Annotated in this window: 15 protein-coding genes and 2 tRNA genes; 12 read left to right on the top strand and 5 right to left on the bottom strand. The window is 58.2% G+C overall.

Features of this window, described 5'->3' with window-relative positions; all coding sequences use genetic code 11:
- Positions 1 to 3: 3 nt before the first annotated feature.
- From GF108_RS08670 to GF108_RS08660, 3 genes are all read left to right on the top strand, one after another.
- Positions 4 to 441, top strand: coding sequence for a CoA-binding protein (locus GF108_RS08670; RefSeq protein ID WP_153667638.1), 438 nt, complete (start codon positions 4 to 6; stop codon positions 439 to 441).
- A gap of 152 nt (positions 442 to 593) precedes the next feature.
- A complete protein-coding gene (locus tag GF108_RS08665; RefSeq protein ID WP_153667637.1) occupies positions 594 to 1880 on the top strand; it encodes an O-acetylhomoserine aminocarboxypropyltransferase in 1287 nt (428 codons plus the stop codon).
- Positions 1880 to 2224 carry a cupin domain-containing protein gene (locus tag GF108_RS08660; protein WP_153667636.1) on the top strand — a complete coding sequence of 115 codons (345 nt, stop codon included), beginning with the start codon at positions 1880 to 1882 and terminating at the stop codon, positions 2222 to 2224. Before GF108_RS08665 ends, GF108_RS08660 begins: the two co-directional genes overlap by 1 nt.
- On the opposite strand, the gene GF108_RS08655 is transcribed toward GF108_RS08660, so the two are convergent.
- The gene (locus GF108_RS08655; protein WP_246663894.1) at positions 2225 to 3469 is read right to left on the bottom strand and encodes a cytochrome P450; all 1245 of its coding nucleotides are present in this window, start codon (positions 3467 to 3469) and stop codon (positions 2225 to 2227) included.
- 88 nt (positions 3470 to 3557) lie between these two features.
- Between GF108_RS08655 and GF108_RS08650 the strand changes: the two genes are divergently transcribed.
- The 4 genes from GF108_RS08650 (at position 3558) to lon (ending at position 9765) form a co-directional block, all read left to right on the top strand.
- Positions 3558 to 4661, top strand: coding sequence for an FAD-binding oxidoreductase (locus GF108_RS08650; RefSeq protein ID WP_153667634.1), 1104 nt, complete (start codon positions 3558 to 3560; stop codon positions 4659 to 4661).
- Positions 4662 to 4791: 130 nt separating this feature from the next.
- The gene (gene clpP / locus GF108_RS08645) at positions 4792 to 5421 is read left to right on the top strand and encodes an ATP-dependent Clp endopeptidase proteolytic subunit ClpP (protein WP_027232448.1); all 630 of its coding nucleotides are present in this window, start codon (positions 4792 to 4794) and stop codon (positions 5419 to 5421) included.
- A gap of 208 nt (positions 5422 to 5629) precedes the next feature.
- Complete coding sequence (gene clpX / locus GF108_RS08640; RefSeq protein WP_027232449.1) at positions 5630 to 6904, top strand: ATP-dependent Clp protease ATP-binding subunit ClpX; 1275 nt, start codon at positions 5630 to 5632, stop codon at positions 6902 to 6904.
- A 440-nt stretch (positions 6905 to 7344) separates the two neighbouring features.
- Positions 7345 to 9765, top strand: coding sequence for an endopeptidase La (gene lon, locus GF108_RS08635; protein ID WP_153667633.1), 2421 nt, complete (start codon positions 7345 to 7347; stop codon positions 9763 to 9765).
- Between the two features lie 64 nt (positions 9766 to 9829).
- On the opposite strand, the gene GF108_RS08630 is transcribed toward lon, so the two are convergent.
- Positions 9830 to 10432 (bottom strand): HupE/UreJ family protein, encoded by a 603-nt coding sequence (locus GF108_RS08630; protein WP_172982597.1) that lies wholly within the window; start codon positions 10430 to 10432, stop codon positions 9830 to 9832.
- A 157-nt stretch (positions 10433 to 10589) separates the two neighbouring features.
- Positions 10590 to 10665 (bottom strand) — tRNA-Val (locus tag GF108_RS08625).
- 188 nt (positions 10666 to 10853) lie between these two features.
- On the opposite strand from GF108_RS08625, the gene GF108_RS08620 reads away from it, so the two are divergent.
- A tRNA-Asp gene (locus GF108_RS08620) sits at positions 10854 to 10930 on the top strand.
- Positions 10931 to 11423: 493 nt separating this feature from the next.
- Here the strand turns inward: GF108_RS08620 and GF108_RS08615 are convergent.
- Both GF108_RS08615 and GF108_RS08610 read right to left on the bottom strand, forming a co-directional pair.
- The gene (locus GF108_RS08615) at positions 11424 to 12095 is read right to left on the bottom strand and encodes a bifunctional 2-polyprenyl-6-hydroxyphenol methylase/3-demethylubiquinol 3-O-methyltransferase UbiG (protein WP_153667631.1); all 672 of its coding nucleotides are present in this window, start codon (positions 12093 to 12095) and stop codon (positions 11424 to 11426) included.
- Between the two features lie 363 nt (positions 12096 to 12458).
- Positions 12459 to 13754, bottom strand: a complete 1296-nt coding sequence (locus GF108_RS08610; RefSeq protein WP_172982596.1) for a glycosyltransferase family 4 protein — start codon at positions 13752 to 13754, stop codon at positions 12459 to 12461.
- 128 nt (positions 13755 to 13882) lie between these two features.
- On the opposite strand from GF108_RS08610, the gene GF108_RS08605 reads away from it, so the two are divergent.
- The 4 genes from GF108_RS08605 to GF108_RS08590 all read left to right on the top strand — a co-directional run bounded on the left by GF108_RS08605 (position 13883) and on the right by GF108_RS08590 (position 18553).
- Positions 13883 to 14563, top strand: a complete 681-nt coding sequence (locus GF108_RS08605) for a hypothetical protein (protein WP_153667629.1) — start codon at positions 13883 to 13885, stop codon at positions 14561 to 14563.
- Positions 14564 to 14821: 258 nt separating this feature from the next.
- Complete coding sequence (locus tag GF108_RS08600; protein ID WP_245273564.1) at positions 14822 to 15856, top strand: hypothetical protein; 1035 nt, start codon at positions 14822 to 14824, stop codon at positions 15854 to 15856.
- Between the two features lie 290 nt (positions 15857 to 16146).
- A complete protein-coding gene (locus GF108_RS08595; RefSeq protein ID WP_091922523.1) occupies positions 16147 to 16728 on the top strand; it encodes a PE-PGRS family protein in 582 nt (193 codons plus the stop codon).
- A gap of 103 nt (positions 16729 to 16831) precedes the next feature.
- A complete protein-coding gene (locus GF108_RS08590; protein ID WP_091922524.1) occupies positions 16832 to 18553 on the top strand; it encodes a type I secretion system permease/ATPase in 1722 nt (573 codons plus the stop codon).

Here is an 18553-nt window from a genome sequence, read left to right as displayed (position 1 = left end):
CTCATGGACCACAACCACTATTCCGACAGTTTCATTCGCCGCATCCTGACTTCGGTCAAGACCATAGCCCTTGTTGGCGCGTCTCCAAATGAGTCGCGCCCCAGCAACACCGTGATGCAATTCCTCCTTGCCAAGGGTTACAAGGTGTTTCCGGTCAATCCCGGGCACAAGGGCAAGCAGATTCATGGCCAAACCGTCTACGCCCGCCTTGCCGATATTCCCGAGCCATTCGACATGGTCGATGTGTTCCGCAATTCGGCGGCGCTCCCCGCTCTCGTCGATGAGGTCCTGGCGCTGAAGCAGCGCCCGAGAATCTTCTGGGCGCAGGTTGGGGTGCGCGACGAGGGTGCGGCGCGCAAGGCCGAAACGGCTGGTCTGACTGTGGTAATGGATCGCTGCCCGGCCATAGAGTATGCATTGCTCGGCCTCGATCAGGGGTGAGCCGCCGGTTCGATTTCACCGAAACCATTGTCCAAGGCATTGGAATCTCAAGCTTGGGCTGAAATTGGTCGGTGTTGCTTTGCAAATATGCGCTGTAGGCTCCAGCGTCGTCATTCCATAATTTGCCCGATTATCCCGACAGGAGGAATACCATGGCGCATCGCGCACCCGGAATAGAAACACTTGCCGTTCACGCTGGCGCCAAGCCCGATCCTGCGACGGGCGCACGCGCGACGCCGATCTATCAGACGACCGCGTTCGTCTTCGAGGATGCTGACCATGCAGCGTCGCTGTTCGGGCTGAAGGCTTTCGGAAATATCTACTCGCGCATCACCAACCCGACCAATGCGGTGCTGGAAGAACGGGTCGCAGCGCTTGAGGGTGGCACCGCCGCGCTGAGCGTCGCCTCCGGTCATGCGGCGCAGCTTCTAGTCTTCCATACTCTTCTTCAGCCGGGCGACAATTTCGTTGCCTCGAACAAGCTTTATGGCGGCTCGATCAACCAGTTCGGCCAGTCTTTCAAATCATTTGGCTGGCAGGTGCGCTGGGCGGAGGGCGACGATCCCGCCTCGTTCGAAGCGCAGATCGATGATCGTACACGGGCGGTGTTCATCGAAAGCATCGCCAATCCGGGCGGGATTATTACGGATATTGCGGCCATCGCCGAGATAGCCCATCGCCGCGGCATCCCGCTCATCGTCGACAACACGCTCGCGTCGCCCTATCTCATCCGGCCGATCGAGCATGGCGCCGATATCATTGTTCATTCCGCCACCAAGTTTCTCGGCGGCCATGGCAATTCCATGGGTGGGATCATCGTCGATTGCGGCACCTTCGACTGGTCGAAATCCGGCAATTATCCCCTGCTGTCGGAGCCACGACCTGAATATAACGGCGCCGTCCTCCACGAAACCTTCGGCAATTTTGCCTTCGCCATTGCTTGCCGCGTTCTTGGCCTGCGCGACCTCGGACCGGCTCTTTCGCCGTTCAATGCGTTCCAGATTCTCACCGGCATTGAGACCTTGCCGCTGCGCATGCAGCGCCATGCCGAAAATGCCCTGACGGTCGCCACATGGTTGCAAAGGCAGGAGGGGGTTGCGTGGGTCAGCTATGCGGGCCTGCCCGAGGATGCCTATCACGCATTGCAACAGAAATATGCGCCTAAAGGCGCGGGTTCCGTTTTTACCTTCGGCCTGCGCGGCGGTTACGATGCCGGCGTGAAATTCGTCGAGGCGCTGCAACTCTTCTCGCACCTTGCCAATATTGGCGATACGCGATCGCTGGTCATCCATCCCGCGTCCACCACCCACCGCCAGCTCAGCGACGAACAGAAAGTCGCGGCAGGGGCTGGGCCTGACGTGGTGCGGCTTTCCATCGGCATTGAAAGCGTTGAAGATATCATCACCGATCTCGAACAGGCATTGAGCAAGGCAGGCTGATGGGGCACTTCGTTAAAATAGGCATTGACGGAAGCGAGCCGGAACTTGGCGCCCCTGCGGCGGACCGGGTCGTTTCGGGTAACCCGCAATTCCGCACCTGGAACGCCGAGGAGGCGGATGGCGGCCTCTATGCCGGCATCTGGGAGGCAACGCCGGGCAAATGGCAGATCGTCTATGACGAGTGGGAGTTTTGCCACATCCTTTCAGGCCGCTCCATTGTCACCGAGGAAGGTGGCGACCCGCATCACCTCGGTGCCGGAGATAGCTTCGTGCTGCGCCCAGGATTTCGCGGAACGTGGGAAGTCCTGGAGACGACGCGCAAGGAATATGTGATCAGGCTTTGATTACCAGGAGACGTCGAGCCGTTCGAGGCCGTGAAAATGGTAGGTGTTGCGATAGCGCGGCACGTCGCAAAGCTTCAGATTGGGTAGCCGGTCGAAGAGCACCTTGAGCGCCACCTGCAGTTCAAGCCGCGCCAGCGGCGTGCCGATGCAGAAGTGAATGCCTGCGCCAAACGAGAGATTTTTCTGGTCCGTGCGGTCGGGCCGGAAAATCTCGGGCGATTGAAAGACCAGCGGGTCGCGATTGGCAGCGCCGAGCATCAATCCGATCTGGTCGCCGGGCTCGAGCTTGATGCCATCCCCGAGATCGATCGCCTCATAGGCATAGCGGGTAAACATGTGGAGCGGTGCGTCATACCTGATGCATTCCTCCACGGTTTTGGCCGTGGTATCCGCATCGGCCAGAAGGCTTGCGGGATTTGTACCGCTTTCAAGGATGGTCTTAACCGCATTACCGGTCTGGTGCACTGTTGCCTCATGGCCGGCGTTGAGAAGCAGGATGGCCGTTGTGATGAGTTCGTCTTCCGTCAGCTTTGCGCCGTCTGCCTCCGCGGCAAGCAAGAGGCTCAACAGGTCGTCGGCGGGTTCTGACCGGCGCTTGTCGGCATAGTCGCGCAGAAATTGCGAGAATTCCGCCGCGGCGGCGTTCGCGCTTTCTTCCGACTGACGGGTTCGGCCATGCATGTACATCGCAACGATGCGGTGTGACCAATCCAGAAGTTGCGGCGCGGCTTGCGTCGGCACGCCAAGCATTTCCGCGATAACAGTCACGGGAATAGGCGTGGCAAATTCCGCGATCAGGTCGGCTTGGCCTCTTGGCTCGAACTTGTCGATCAGATCGTTTGCCAGCGCTTCGATGCGCGGGCGCAGCCGCTCGACCTGGCGCGAAACGAAAGCGCGATTGACCAGCGTGCGCAACCGCGTATGGACCGGCGGCTCGAGTTCAAGCATCGAGAACTTCTCGATGTGATCGAAATCAATCAGATGCGAGCGGTCGCCGGCTCTGCCTTGCGAATCGGCATCGCTGTGCCGCTTTTCCCGGCCGAAACGCCGATCACGCAACAGCCGGTTGACGGCGTCGTAGCCGATGAAGCACCAGAATCCGTAGTTTTCCCAGAAGAAACTGGAACCTGTCGCATGGAGGTGTGCATAGGTCGGGTAGGGGTCCTGAAAGAAGCTCGCGTCCAGCGGATCGAGCTGCAGATGGCGGCGTTCGGAATCGTGGCGAAACGATGCGGGGAGGCTCATTGGCATTTTCCATGCGTGATCAGGGGTTGAGCATTCACTACATATCGTTTCATATTTCAGCCCCCAAGACTGATACAGGAATCCCACCATGAAAATCACCATTGTCGGCGCTGGCATCGCCGGATTGTCGACGGCTTGGTCCCTGACCAAGGCCGGCCATCTGGTCACGCTCCTTGAACAGGGCCCGATCCCCAATCCGCTCGCCGCCTCGGGCGATCACCACCGCATCATACGCCGCGCCTATGGCAAGGCCGGCGGATATGCCGACGCCATCTCCGAAGCCTACGAGGCCTGGGACGAGCTTTGGCACGACATTGGAATGAGCCACCTTGATCCGCGCGGTTTCATTTGCGTATCGCGGGAGGCAGGCGACGACACGGATGAATATCGTGAAGGGCTTGAGCATGGAGGCTATCCGCTCGAAATCTATGAGCCCAGGGATGCCGTTGAGCGCTACGCCTATCTTGAGGAAGGCACGTTCCGCTACGCGTTCTTCTCGCCGGAGGGCGGCGCGCTTCATTGCCGAAAAATCGCAAAGGATGTGGCACATTGGCTGCGCGAAAAAGGCGCAAGGGTCGTGGAAAACGCCCGGGTCGTTTCGGTCGACACGGATTTGGCCACAGTCCGCCTCGCCGATGGCACAGTCATCGAAGCGGATCGCGTCATCGTCACCGCAGGCGCCTGGGTCACCAAACTCTTCCCCGAGCTTGCAACAAACCTGACAACCTATCGCACCGCCGTTGTCTATCTCGACCCACCTGCGGACTTGCGAGCTGCATGGGAGAATTCGCCCGTGGTCCTCGACGTCGGCGGGGGTACTGACGGCTACATCATACCCGCCAGCGGCGGTGGTGGTCTCAAATTCGGGACCGGGCTTCACAAGCGCAAGAGTCCCGACGCTGATCTCGACCGCGTGGCGGCTGAGGGCGAGGGCGAGGCCATACGCGCTCATTTCGCGCCGCCGATGAAGCGGCTTTCGGAGTACAGGGTGGTGGATGTGGTTACCTGCGCTTATACATTTACCGCCGATGAGCGCTTCTTCGCTTCGGAAATCGGAAAATGCCTTGTCGTTTCAGCCTGTTCCGGCCATGGCTACAAGTTTGGTGCGGCTGTCGGCAGGCGCGTCGCCCGCTCGCTCGACGATGGCAGCCTGCCCTTGCTGCAACGCTGGCTGCGCGCGGAAGCGGCATGATGGCCGGCGCCCCGCCCGGCATGGTCATGCGAGGATCTTGCGGAAACGGGTTGCGAAGCCCTATGTATCGAAAGTGTCATCCACGAATCTGGGGCATGCCCCATTATTCTCAAAACGCTGAGGCCCACCGATGAGAGATCCAATCGAAACAGCTATGAACCTCGTGCCTATGGTCGTCGAACAGACCAATCGGGGCGAGCGGGCCTATGATATTTTCTCGCGCCTGCTGAAAGAACGCATTATTTTCATTACCGGACCCATCGAGGACGGCATGGCGACGCTGATCTGCGCGCAGCTGCTTTTCCTTGAATCGGAAAATCCGAAAAAAGAAATCAACATGTACATCAACTCCCCGGGCGGCGTCGTCACCTCCGGCATGGCGATCTATGACACGATGCAGTTCATTCGCCCCGCCGTGGCAACGCTCTGTTTCGGTCAGGCCGCGTCGATGGGCTCGCTCCTGCTGACGGCAGGCGCAAAGGACATGCGCTTTGCCTTGCCGAATGCCCGCATCATGTTGCACCAGCCTTCGGGCGGTTTCCAGGGACAGGCCTCCGACATCGAGCGCCATGCCCAGGACATCATCAAGCTGAAGCGCCGCCTCAATGAAATCTACGTGAAGCACACGGGCCGCGATTATGAGACGATCGAGCGCACGCTCGACCGCGACCATTTTATGACGGCTCAGGAATCACTTGAATTCGGCTTGATCGACAAGGTGCTTGAGTCCCGCGAACTTCTGGAAGGCGAGATAAAGTAACCGGCTAAATCCCGCATCGGGGTCTGAAATGAACATTTTTTGACACCGATGCGGACTTTCTGCCACACAACCGGCTTGCATAGAGGCCAACAGACGTTACGTTAAGCCATTGTGAGTTAGGAAGCCCGATCTGCATACGTCTATTCACTTCCGTCGGTTGGAAGTGACGGTCCTGAGAGAGCGGGGCCGATACTGAAAGGAAACTGCAATGAGCAAAGTCAGCAACGGCGGCGGCGATTCCAAGAATACGCTTTATTGCTCGTTTTGCGGAAAGAGCCAGCACGAAGTTCGCAAGCTGATTGCGGGCCCGACTGTATTCATCTGCGATGAATGCGTCGAATTGTGCATGGACATCATCCGCGAGGAAAACAAATCCTCGATGGTGAAATCCCGCGAAGGCGTCCCGACGCCGCAGGAAATCATGGCTGTTCTCGATGATTATGTCATCGGCCAGAGCCATGCCAAGCGTGTTCTCTCTGTCGCTGTGCACAACCATTACAAGCGGTTGGCGCACGCATCGAAAAACAATGAAGTCGAACTGGCGAAGTCCAACATCCTCCTGGTTGGCCCGACCGGTTGCGGCAAGACCTACCTGGCTCAATCGCTTGCACGCATCATCGACGTGCCATTCACCATGGCGGACGCGACGACGCTGACGGAAGCGGGCTATGTCGGCGAGGATGTCGAGAACATCATCCTCAAGCTGCTGCAATCTGCCGACTATAATGTCGAGCGGGCGCAGCGCGGCATCGTCTATATCGACGAGGTCGACAAGATCAGCCGCAAGTCCGACAATCCGTCGATAACCCGCGACGTGTCGGGCGAGGGTGTGCAGCAAGCCTTGCTGAAGATCATGGAAGGTACGGTTGCTTCCGTCCCGCCGCAGGGCGGCCGCAAGCATCCGCAGCAGGAATTCCTGCAGGTCGACACGACGAACATTCTGTTCATCTGCGGCGGCGCCTTTGCTGGTCTCGACAAGATCATTTCGGCTCGCGGCGAAAAGACCTCCATCGGCTTCAGTGCCTCGGTCAAGGCTCCGGACGATCGTCGCGTCGGCGCGATTTTCCGCGAACTCGAGCCGGAGGACCTGTTGAAGTTTGGCCTCATTCCGGAATTCGTGGGCCGCTTGCCGGTCATCGCTACCCTCGAGGACCTTGATGAAGTCGCTCTGGTGCAGATTTTGTCTGAACCGAAGAACGCCCTGGTCAAGCAGTATCAGCGCCTGTTCGACATGGAAAACGTCGAACTGACGTTCCACGAGGACGCGTTGAAGGCGATTGCCAAGAAGGCGATTGCCCGCAAGACCGGCGCACGCGGCCTGCGTTCGATCATGGAGAAGATCCTGCTCGACACGATGTACGAATTGCCGACGCTCGACGGTGTCCAGGAAGTCGTCATCTCCGGCGATGTGGTGGAGGGCAATTCGCGCCCGCTCTACATCTATGCCGAACGCAAGGAAGAGAAAGGCAATGTTTCCGCCTGATCGCGGAGAGATTGGCCTCCAAATGCGAAAGGCTCCGCACACCTGCGGAGCTTTTCTGTTTTATATGTCGGCTGAATTGCGCTAAAGGTTGCATGAGGTTTGGTTGACACCATCGAGCGCTGTTCGAAAGGCAATGAAGAACAGACGGCGTATATGGATGATTTCCACGATAATCACACCGTCGCACCCTAATTGTTGCCTTGCGGAAGATTGCGCTCCGAAATTTGCAGGAGCAGGATAGATTACGATTCTGTGACTGTGCTTGGGGCCGGGATGCTTGAAACAGGCGGGCCGCCACTCCAAGTAATGAGGTAAGCCGCACAACCGGTAGTACGCCGCTCATGCTGATCCCCGAAAGTGGACGCTTTTTGGAATGATCATGCAACCCATGGGTACCCGGGCGTGGCGATCTGGCCAGATGGCCTGAGAAAGGACATGAAATGACGGTTGCAAGCAAGAAGACACCAGCGGGTGGCCAGAGCGGGCTTTATGCCGTTCTGCCGTTGCGCGATATCGTTGTCTTCCCCCACATGATCGTTCCACTCTTCGTCGGCCGCGAAAAATCCATTCGTGCGCTCGAGGAAGTCATGGGCGTCGACAAGCAAATCCTGCTTGCCACACAGAAGAACGCTGCGGATGATGATCCGCAGGCAGACGCGATCTACACGGTTGGCACGATTGCCAACGTGCTGCAGCTTCTGAAACTGCCGGATGGCACGGTCAAGGTGCTCGTCGAGGGTATCGCCCGCGCCGAAATCACCGGTTTCAGCGATCGCGAGGAATATCACGAAGCCACTGCCGTAACGCTCGCCGAACCCGAGGAAGATCCTGTCGAGATCGAAGCGCTCGCGCGCTCGGTCGTCTCGGATTTCGAGAATTACGTCAAGCTCAACAAGAAGATTTCGCCGGAAGTCGTCGGCGCCGCCGGACAGATCGAGGATTACTCGAAGCTTGCCGATACGGTCGCGTCGCATCTGGCGATCAAGATTCCCGAAAAGCAGGACATGCTTTCCATTCTTTCGGTGCGCGCACGGCTTGAGAAAGCCATGTCGTTCATGGAATCGGAAATCTCCGTCCTGCAGGTGGAAAAGCGCATCCGCTCGCGCGTCAAGCGCCAGATGGAGAAGACCCAGCGCGAATACTATCTCAATGAACAGATGAAGGCGATCCAGAAGGAACTCGGCGACGGCGAAGACGGCCGCGACGAGGCAGCCGAACTGGAAGACCGGATCAAGAAGACCAAGCTTTCGAAGGAAGCGCGCGAGAAGGCCAATGCCGAGCTGAAGAAGCTGCGGCAGATGAGCCCGATGTCCGCCGAGGCGACCGTCGTTCGCAACTATCTCGACTGGCTGCTGTCCATTCCGTGGGGCAAGAAGTCGAAGATCAAGAACGATCTCAACCTCGCCGACGAGATCCTCGATGCCGAGCATTATGGGCTCGACAAGGTCAAGGACCGTATCGTGGAGTACCTCGCCGTGCAGGCGCGCTCGACCAAGATCAAAGGTCCGATCCTCTGCCTCGTCGGTCCTCCCGGCGTCGGCAAGACCTCGCTTGCCCGCTCGATCGCCAAGGCGACGGGGCGTGAATATATCCGTATGTCGCTCGGCGGCGTGAGGGACGAGGCCGAGATCCGCGGTCACCGCCGTACCTATATCGGTTCGATGCCCGGCAAGGTCATCCAGTCGATGAAGAAGGCCAAGAAGTCCAATCCGCTCTTCCTGCTCGACGAGATCGACAAGATGGGCCAGGACTTCCGCGGCGATCCGTCCTCTGCGCTGCTCGAGGTGCTCGATCCGGAACAGAACTCGACGTTCATGGATCATTATCTCGAGGTCGAGTACGACCTGTCGAATGTGATGTTCGTGACGACGGCCAATACGCTGAATATTCCAGGCCCCTTGATGGACCGCATGGAGATCATCCGTATTGCCGGCTACACGGAAGATGAGAAGCTGGAAATCGCCAAGCGGCACCTGTTGCCCAAGGCTATCCGCGATCATGCATTGCAGCCGAAGGAGTTCTCGGTTTCGGAGGGTGCGATCCGCGCCATCATCCGCAACTATACGCGGGAAGCCGGTGTGCGCAGTCTCGAACGTGAACTGATGAAGCTCGCCCGCAAGGCCGTCACCGAAATTCTAAAGACCAAGAAGAAGGCGGTGAAGGTTACGGAAAGCAACATCGACGAGTATCTCGGCGTCGAGAAGTTCCGTTTCGGCCAGATCGACGGCGAAGACCAGGTCGGTGTCGTAACAGGTCTTGCCTGGACTGAGGTGGGCGGCGAATTGCTGACCATCGAAGGTGTCATGATGCCCGGCAAGGGCCGCATGACAGTGACGGGCAACCTGCGCGATGTGATGAAGGAATCGATTTCCGCAGCGGCTTCCTATGTCCGCTCGCGTGCAATTGATTTCGGCGTCGAGCCGCCGCTCTTCGATCGCCGCGACATCCACGTGCACGTGCCGGAAGGCGCAACGCCGAAGGATGGACCCTCGGCAGGCATCGCGATGGTTACGGCCATCGTATCGATACTGACGGGCATTCCGGTTCGCAAGGATATCGCCATGACCGGCGAGATCACGCTGCGGGGCAGGGTCCTGCCGATCGGCGGCCTCAAGGAGAAGCTGCTTGCCGCGCTGCGCGGTGGCATAAAGACTGTTCTGATCCCGCAGGATAACGCCAAGGACCTGGTGGAGATACCTGACAATGTGAAGAACGGCCTGGAGATCATCCCGGTCTCGCATGCCAACGAGGTGATCAAGCACGCGCTGATCCGTCAGCCGGAGCGGATCGAGTGGACCGAGCCTGCACATGTGCCGGCCGCGCCTGTCGAGGACGAAACGGCAGCGCAGGTCGCTCACTAAGCGAACGTATAAAACAAAAGGCCGGGCAAGCAATTGCCCGGCCTTTTTGATTCGGCGTTTGAATTCAGATAGCTCCGCTGAGAATGCCGAAGCCCGTCGCTGCGGCTACCGCTCCGGCGATGCGCATCAGATTAGGACCGAAGCGCTCGCCAAGTTTGGCGACCCCGAGACCCATGGTGATGCCTGCAAGGTGAAGAATGGCGGTGGCGGCGATGAACCCGGCGCCGTAGGCGTACCCGGCAACATTCATCGGCATCTCCGCGCCATGCGCATGGCCGTGGAAGGTGGCAAACAGCCCTGCGAAGGCAACGGCAGCGGCGACCGGCGGCTTGACCTCAAACGCAACAGCGGCGCCGAGCACGATTACCGATGCTGCGATGCCGACCTCGACGAACGGCATGCCAACGCCGGCAAAGCCCAGCGCAGCGCCGGCGCTCATCATGCCGATAAAGGCAAGGGGCAGGAGCCACAACGCCCGCCCGCCCATCTGGACGGCGAGGATGCCGACGAGCACCATGGCGAGGATATGGTCGAGCCCGGTTAAAGGATGGGCGAATCCGTGCGTAAATCCGCCTGTACCGCCGAGGCCCACATGGGCATGGGCAAGGGACGGTAACAGGCTGGCGGCGAAGGCAACGGCGATTCTGAAGGTGCGAAGGGCTGGCATGTTCTGTTCCCGTGTTTCAGCGTTCTTGGAAGGAGGTTGAAGCCATTGTTGCCGCAGATGGGCCGCGAGAGAAAGAGGAAATGCTGGCAGCGGCATAAAATCAGCCGCCATCGCTGTCGCGATCGCCTGTCTCTCAGATACGCTTTGGGAGATGGAATGGTGGGCGATGAGAGACTCGAACTCCCGACATCTTCGGTGTAAACGAAGCGCTCTACCAACTGAGCTAATCGCCCTACGCACAGGGTATGGACGGAGCGTTTATGCGTTTAGCGCGATATTGGCAAGAGGGTTGCGACACTTTTATGATTTCCGCGAAGAGTTTTTCACATTCGCATTTTTCCTGTCCGGTTGTGCTTGACACACCCCCGCGAACCCCTTAAACGACCGCTCACGCCGGACGAAATGTTCGGCACGAAAGTGCGCGGGTGTAGCTCAGTTGGTTAGAGTGCCGGCCTGTCACGCCGGAGGTCGCGGGTTCGAGCCCCGTCACTCGCGCCACTTTTCTCAATAAAATCAAGAGCGCTGTTTTCCCTCTAGGGAAATACGAACGGCCCACCGGCCGTTCGGAAAAGTTAAGCTCGGAACGTGAGCAACGAGCCATTATCCCATATTCTATTAGCTGGCGTTGGAGTAGCCGGGCTGACGCACAGGCTTCGAGCTTCTCGATTCACCGAACTGGGAAAGCTTGCCAACAACCGCGTGCAACTCCGCTTCTACCGGCGCAAGCGGTTGTTCATCATCGTTACAAGCGCGCCCATAGCCCCGCAGATAGATGCTTCAAGTGGAAACTTCTTCGTTCTCTGATTCCCTTGTTGAAACGGTGTCTCACACCTCTTACAGAAGAGCAGGATCGCGGAGAGCACGCCGCGAGCATTGAGCTGCCCGAAGCCACACAATCAGTGAAGCTGCGTACAGAATGCGTCGCGGCGTGTGACTGGGGATGGTCTTACTGGTCGCTTATCGATGCCCAATAGAGTATCGATAAGATCGGTCACGGCTTCTCGGCAACTACAAGAAATTGCTTTCCAAAGAAACGCCAGAAGAAAGGCATACGCAGGTATGCTTTTATAAGCAGGTCGTGCGTAGGCTGCTTATTTGCCATAGTGAAGGGCAGAAAGCGATCTGTTACCGAAACGATCTTGTAACCGTTCATCGCGAGGCCTTCCGCTAGGGACACGTCGGAGAGAGGCAGATAGTGATCGTAAAAGTCCCAGTACTCTTTGTAAGCGTAGCGAATATTGGGGCCCATTATGATGAATCGCCCGCCGGGCTTTAGAACCCGCAGAATTTCTTTGAGGACAGCGTCACAAACCTTTTTGTCCGGAAGGTGCTCAAGAAAATTTGACGTAAATGCGCGATCAAGCGAGTCACTTCGCAAGTGGCCAAGATCATCAGCCATTGATGGCGTGAAGGATACCGTGGGAAGAAGGTGCTCCGCCGCGTCCGGGTTAAGATCAACCGCGTATTTTTCCCGAACGTTGATGTTGTTGATGAACTCGCCATATCCGCAAGCGAGATCCAGGATAGAGCCATCCGCAACTACGAGATCGTTGAAATACGAGCTGCAAAGCGTTTTCCATACCCGGTCCCGTTTCGCGAGGCCAGTTTCTATGAAGCGCTTCTTGTAAATCTCTGTGACGTTGGCTGCAGACTCTAAGGCCATTCCATATCCCCTATTTTCATCGACCACAGCCTAATCGATGAGGCATCAGATCACAACCTCAGGTGGCTGGCCAGTCGCATCTGCGCCTTTTCTCGACGGCAAAGGACGTCAAATTGTTCTAGAAGAGGAAGCCAATTTGCATTCGCCGGCTGCTCTCGAAAAACGTTGTTGTCCGTAATATGCTCGGCGCCCAGTGCTGGATGGGATCGATTAGCGCATGCAAGATGAAATCGAATAACGCCGGTGGGAGGAGACAATCTATTACCAAGTCTGAAACTTGCGATTGGGGTCCGGCCTCTACCGCGCTCGTTCCCGCAGACGGCCGCCGCCGTTGTCAACAACGGTCATTGTGGTCTATCGGCATCATCGCCTTGCGAAACGCGCGCGCAAATTCGCGCCGGCACGCCTGAGCCAAAACGGCACTACCGCTCGGTACATGCTTCGGAGATTCTCCAGAAAGTCCGCCGAGGCTGATACGTCGCGTTGCATTTGATCGATCTGCTCGCCTATCAGCGCGGTTCGCGTATCCATCAGGGATGCGCTGGCGTTTTGACGCTCCGATAGCGAGACCATGTGAGCAAGAAGCTCCACCTTCGTATCGTGAAGCATGTCGCTGATGGACTTGTGTTCGGGCATCCATTGCATTTCCGAGGCAATCCGATACCACAACCGCTTTTCCGCGGTGACAGCGAGTTCCTGTGCCCAGCGTCCGTTGGCAAGGCCAAGTCCATTGGCGTCGGCCGGCGCTGCCTTGATGGCCTTTCGATAAATCTTTTCATAGGCCGCAACATAGTAATCTGCCGGCGCCTCCCGCCGCAGATAGTCTGTTACAAGCGCGGCGTCGTTGGCATCATATTGATCGATCGCTTCCATCAACAATGCGACGGTAGTCGGTCGAGCCAGCAGGCGAACACCAAAATTATGCTTCCGCCACGTCCTTACGGTCCGCGAGGTCAGAAGCCCGGCGAACCCGCGCGCGTCGCAAACAACCACCGAGCACCCGACGAACGCTGCTTCGAGAGCCATTCGCGCCGTAGCAAACACGATATCATACCTGGGTAACTCCAGTTCGAGTTGATCGGAGAAAGCGCCTGTTCCGGGTCCGAGTTCATCCAGTTCAATCTCGCTTTCCCGGCAGGCGGTTCGAACAATTTCAGCGTGGAAGCTTTGTTTTGTCAGCAAAAGCGCCTTTGCCGGACTGTCAGGCAGCCTCGATCGTGCAGCAAAGCGGGAAGCATCGACAGCATTCCCGATCACACTCAACATATCGGCCGGAATGCCGCATGCGAGGCACTTGTCCCGGCAAGCTTCGTCGACGGCAACATAATGTCGGATCTGCGGGTGGAGCAATGGAGCCTCGAGCGCGAACACCGAACTGTGGCAGGTGTAGACGACAGGGACGTCCGGAAATCGAGCCATCGCTATGAAACATGGCGAAATGTGGTGGGCGTGTATTACATCGGGGAGATAGGGAATTTGGTCGATTTCACTATAGATGCGATGGCCATTGTGAATCATGACCTGCGCTTCGCCACGCAGAGTCGGCGCAAAGATCATCACGTCATGCCCGGCAATCCGTAACGCATCCGCGAGGAGCTCGACGACACTTTCACTGCCGGAGCGTGTTCCAAAGAGGAAGTTGGTAATTAATACCCGCACTTTTGTTTTGCCCCGGTGCATTTAGTTACAGGGCGTGATTTATTCTGCGCATGGTAAATATACAAACTCAAAATATCCTCATCCTTGCTCACCCCGGTCACGAACTGCGAATACATCACTGGTTGGAGTTGAACAAACCGCGCGTCTATTTCTTGACCGACGGTTCGGGTGGCAGGGACGTATCGCGTACCCATTATTCCCGCACCATCGTCGAGGCAACCGGCAGCACTTGCGGGGCTGTCTTTGGTGAGATTGCCGACAAGACATGGTATTCGGCGTTTCGCGATCAGGACATATCGTTCTTCCGATCCGTCCTGGTTCGTATTGAACGCGATATTCCGCATGCCAGGACCATTCGCATTGTTGCTGACGCCGTCGACGGCTACAATCCCGTCCATGATCTGGCATCGGCAATGGGCGTGGCGCTGCAAAAGAAATTGACCCAGCGCGGGGTAGAGGCAAGTTTGGCCTTTTCGGCGGCAGTGCCGAGCGCGAGGGGCGATCTCGTCGAACAAATCAGACTGGATGAAGCGGCCCGTGCGAGAAAGCTGCAGGCTGTAAAGAAATACACGCCTCTGGCGGAGGAAGTGCAGCGTATCTTGGAGCAAGATGCAACCGCGCTCGACCGGGAGTATATTATTGATCAGAATACCGACTGGCGCGGCTTTGCCACCCCGACATGGGAATCGATCGGGCGCGAACGGGTATTGGCCGGAACTTATGAATCATGCCTGACAATGAAAGAGCATTTCCAGCCGGTGGTGCAATCGCTCCTGCACGATCAAGCACATTCTGAACAGGCGCGCTGATGGGCACGCACCTCGGGCCGGTCGGGCCCGCGGAGTTGCAGGCCGGGGATATAGCCAAATGGCTATTCCTACGCCCAAACGGCTGTAGACGAATTGCAGGCTCTTCTTTTTCGCCGTTCGCCTTCACAATAGCGGACAATAAGAACCATGCGCCCGCATGTTTTGTCGGGACCGTGCGTGTAAGCGGAGTGGAGAGACGTCATGGCGGATAATCGGCCCGTAGCGGAAGAAGCGCTCAACCCGAGCGTCAATCAAAGCATGATCCCGGGTTCCGCTTCGGGGCATCTGGCGCTCGTGCCGACATGGCTTCCGCTTGAAGTTCTTCCGAGCAGTTCCGCCGGCAGCGGCGGCGATGGGATCGCCATCGGGCTCATATCGGCCGATCCGCTCGCGATCTTTACGCCTTCCAATGCTGCCATCGCTGGCCCCCATTCCTCGGCCGACGCCAATCAGGGTAACAATGCGCTGATGAATCAGCACGTTACCGAAATGGCCGGCATGGGCGGAGACGGCGGCAGCGGCAATGTCGTTTTAAATGGCGGGGGCGGCGATACCGTGAACCACGCCGGGACCGGCGGCAACGGTATTTTCTACGGGGGCATGGTCAGCTCTGACGTCGGGGTCTTTGCTCCCGTCAATACGGCCGTATCCTGGGGTTCAGGCTCGCATGCGTCGGCCCATCAGGACAATAATGCCCTCTTCTTGCAGGGCGCGACCCAGATCGGTGGCATCGGCGGTGATGGCGGCGACCACAATGGTGCCATCACCAACTCGCCTGGGGGCGCTGGAACGGCGCTCACCTATAGCGGCGATCTTTATGCCGGGCACGGTGGCAACGGGTACTTCATCGGCAGCATGATCGATGTGAACGTCGCTATCTTTTCGCCAATCAACATCGCCGTTGGCGCAGCTGGCGGATCCGCCGAAGCTCACCAGACCAACAATGTTGTTTTTGATCAGGGCGCCGTGCAAATCGCCGGTATTGGCGGAGACGGTGGCGGCTTCAATTTGAGTTCAGATACAATCTTCACCGGTTCCGGCATGGGCTCGGGAGGCGGCGGCGGCTCCGGTTATTCGAACGGCAGCATCGTCGATGTCAATGTCGGCTATTTCCATCCTGTCAATATTGCCGTTCCGGCGGGCGGCACCGCAGACGCCCAACAGATCGACCACGTGCTCTATGACCAGCATGCGCTGCAGATGGCGGGCATCGGCGGGCATGGCGGCGAGGGTAACCTGACGGTCGATCACGCCTCACTCGTGGACGACATCATGTCGTTCATGCACGCTTAAAGTGCGCTAGCCCACAAAGCAAACAAGGGTTGTTCTGCAGACGGCGGGCGCAATGCCCGCCGTCTGCAGGTCGTTTTGGCTGAACGGCAGGATACATCCATTTGTCCGTTCCCGGACTACATACCACTCTTCGAAGCCACCCCGCCCAAAGGAACATCCCCGAATATCTAGCTAGTTCGCCGGCCCGAACGCGAGCACTGTTATGGGGCGGTTATCTTGCCTGGCGGAGACTGCTGGGTACCGGGCCGTGGGAGAAACACGGACAAAAACTAAAGTAGAGGAGTAAAATTATGCCTATTCCACAATTGTCTGACACCATCCAGCTCAATCATTCCGATGCAGGCGACGCCAATGCCGGCAATGGCGGCGATGGATACAATGAGGGCACGATCAACTTCAGCCCTACAGCCTATTTTGAAGCCTCACAGACTGTCGAAGGCGCACATACCAAATTGTACAACGGCGATGATGTCTGGCAGAAGGCGGATTGGGAAGCTGGTGGCGGCGGGCAGGGCGGTAACGCTTCGGCCCATGATGGCTTCCTGGCAGCGATCACCAATCTCGGTGCTGGCGGTGCAGGCGGCGACGCAACATCGAACGGCAGCCAGTCCAACAATAGCGGCGGCGACGTTGCAGCGGTTTCCGCTGCCACGACCGGCAACCAGCTGAATGAACTTGCTGCTGATCAGCACGCCACGATCCTTGCTGGCGTCGGCGGCAATGGCGGTAACGGCAACAATGCACTCGGCGGCGATATTTCCGCAGCCGTTGTTCACACGGATCCTGAAACCACAACGACGACGGTCAACAATGCGCTTGATCATTTCGTTAACGTGCTCGGCTCGATCGACCTGCACGATCTGGGATCATAAGCAGACCCCAGGAGGATCGCCGGTATATCCGGCGATCCTGCCTCTCCGAATGGTGTGACCACGCGTCTGCCTTGTCAGTACCCTGCGTATTGAGACCCCGATAATGACAACGAATCTCACACAATCCCAGCGCCAACCGACGCATCTGGTCCTCGCGCTCCGCGCCTGCGCCGGAGCCTTCGGGCTCGTCTTCGTCTATAGTTGCGGCTACAACCTTTTCCTGCTGGCCCCCTCGGTATACCTCCTGCAAATCTACGACCGCGTGCTGTCGAGCCGTAGTGCCGACACGCTGGTGATGCTGACGCTGATCATTGCGGCAGCCGTGGTCGTGGGTTCGGCACTCGATATCGTGCGCCGGGCTGCGCTGTCGCGGATCGGCAGCTGGCTCGATCATCGGCTTCGTCCGATGGTACTGACGGCGTCATTCGAATACGCCGCGCGCGCCGATACCGGCACCGCCACCGATTGCTATCGCGATCTTGCGTCGCTGCGCCAATTTCTCGATTCACCCGCAAGCGCTCTGCTCTTCGATGTGCCCTGGGCGCCGGTATTCCTGCTTCTGCTCTTCATGGTGCACCCCTTGCTTGGCGCCATCGGCCTCGTCAGCGCCGTATCGCTGCTGCTGCTTGCGCTGCTGACGGAATTTGCAACACGCGAACCTCTGGCGCATGCGAATTTCGCGCTGGCACGCAGCTATTCCAAATTCGCGACCGCCCTTAAATATATACAGGTTATCCGCTCGATGGGCATGCAAGACGGCGCAGCGCAAATCGTCTATCGCGACGCCGAACTTGCCCGCAAGGCGCAGGACAGCGCGATGCACCGGACTGAAATCATCCTGGCATTCTCGAAATCGATCCGGACGCTGACGCAGATCCTGGTCATGGGCGCTGCTACCTGGCTTGTTCTTGAGGCCAATAGCAGCCCCGGCATCATCTTTGTCGCAAGCCTTCTGCTTGGCCGCGGGCTCGCGCCGGTCGAAGGGGCAATCGGCGCATGGCGGTCATTTGCCTTTGCCCGAAATGCCTTCAACCGGTTGAACCGAATGCTCATCGCCGTCCAGTCCGGCACCGATGCCCGCATCGTGCCGGTACCGGAATCGAGCGGCCTCGTACTCGACAATGTTGGCTACAAGCTGCCGTTCAAGGAAAAGAACCTGCTGGAGGGCGTGAATCTTCGCCTAGCACCCGGCGATTGTGTCGCCTTGATCGGTGCGTCGGGTTCCGGCAAATCCACCCTTGGCCGCATCATGGCCGGCGTCCTGCAGCCGACAAACGGTTGCGCGCTTCTCGGAGGCGTCGATATATCGGCGCTGCGGCTTTGCGGCGGGGCCGGGCATATCGGCTATCTTCCGCAGGATATCGAACTCTTTGGCGGTGCCATCAGGGACGTGATCGGGCGCCTTGACGGTGGCGACGCCAGCAAGGCCATCGAAGCGGCAAAACTTGTCGGGTTGCATGACACGATCATGCGGCTGCCGCAGGGTTACGATACTGATATCGGCGACGGCGGTGCCTTGCTGCTACGCGCGCAGCGCCAGCAACTTGGATTGGCGCGCGCTGCCTACGGCAATCCCTCATTGGTTGTGCTCGACGATCCGAACTCGAGTCTCGATTTTGACGGTGAGCGCGTATTGTTCAACGCCATCGAGCGGATGAAGGCGCGCCGGATGACTGTCGTCATCATCACTCACCGCATGGGGTTGCTGCCCGTGACCAACAAGATTGCGATCATGCGTAATGGGACGGTCGACGCCTTCGGCGACAGCGACCACATCTACGACACCTATCTCCAGCCGCCGTCACCGGCAGGGACACAAGGATAG

It is taken from the genome of Phyllobacterium sp. SYP-B3895 (assembly GCF_009647635.1).
Classification (GTDB): Bacteria; Pseudomonadota; Alphaproteobacteria; order Rhizobiales; family Rhizobiaceae; genus Phyllobacterium; species Phyllobacterium pellucidum.
Note: the sequence above shows the minus strand (reverse complement) of the source record. Positions and strands in the feature narration are given on the sequence as shown.

Bases quoted from the DNA above. Each gene is read 5' to 3' on its own strand.
- GF108_RS08655 (WP_246663894.1), bottom strand. From the start codon at position 3,469: ATGAGCCTCCCCGCATCGTTTCGCCACGATTCCGAACGCCGCCATCTG.
- GF108_RS08670 (WP_153667638.1), top strand. From the start codon at position 4: ATGGACCACAACCACTATTCCGACAGTTTCATTCGCCGCATCCTGACT.
- clpP (WP_027232448.1), top strand. From the start codon at position 4,792: ATGAGAGATCCAATCGAAACAGCTATGAACCTCGTGCCTATGGTCGTC.
- GF108_RS08650 (WP_153667634.1), top strand. From the start codon at position 3,558: ATGAAAATCACCATTGTCGGCGCTGGCATCGCCGGATTGTCGACGGCT.
- GF108_RS08590 (WP_091922524.1), top strand. From the start codon at position 16,832: ATGACAACGAATCTCACACAATCCCAGCGCCAACCGACGCATCTGGTC.
- GF108_RS08665 (WP_153667637.1), top strand. From the start codon at position 594: ATGGCGCATCGCGCACCCGGAATAGAAACACTTGCCGTTCACGCTGGC.
- GF108_RS08630 (WP_172982597.1), bottom strand. From the start codon at position 10,432: ATGCCAGCCCTTCGCACCTTCAGAATCGCCGTTGCCTTCGCCGCCAGC.
- GF108_RS08615 (WP_153667631.1), bottom strand. From the start codon at position 12,095: ATGGCCTTAGAGTCTGCAGCCAACGTCACAGAGATTTACAAGAAGCGC.
- clpX (WP_027232449.1), top strand. From the start codon at position 5,630: ATGAGCAAAGTCAGCAACGGCGGCGGCGATTCCAAGAATACGCTTTAT.
- GF108_RS08600 (WP_245273564.1), top strand. From the start codon at position 14,822: ATGATCCCGGGTTCCGCTTCGGGGCATCTGGCGCTCGTGCCGACATGG.
- GF108_RS08660 (WP_153667636.1), top strand. From the start codon at position 1,880: ATGGGGCACTTCGTTAAAATAGGCATTGACGGAAGCGAGCCGGAACTT.
- lon (WP_153667633.1), top strand. From the start codon at position 7,345: ATGACGGTTGCAAGCAAGAAGACACCAGCGGGTGGCCAGAGCGGGCTT.
- GF108_RS08595 (WP_091922523.1), top strand. From the start codon at position 16,147: ATGCCTATTCCACAATTGTCTGACACCATCCAGCTCAATCATTCCGAT.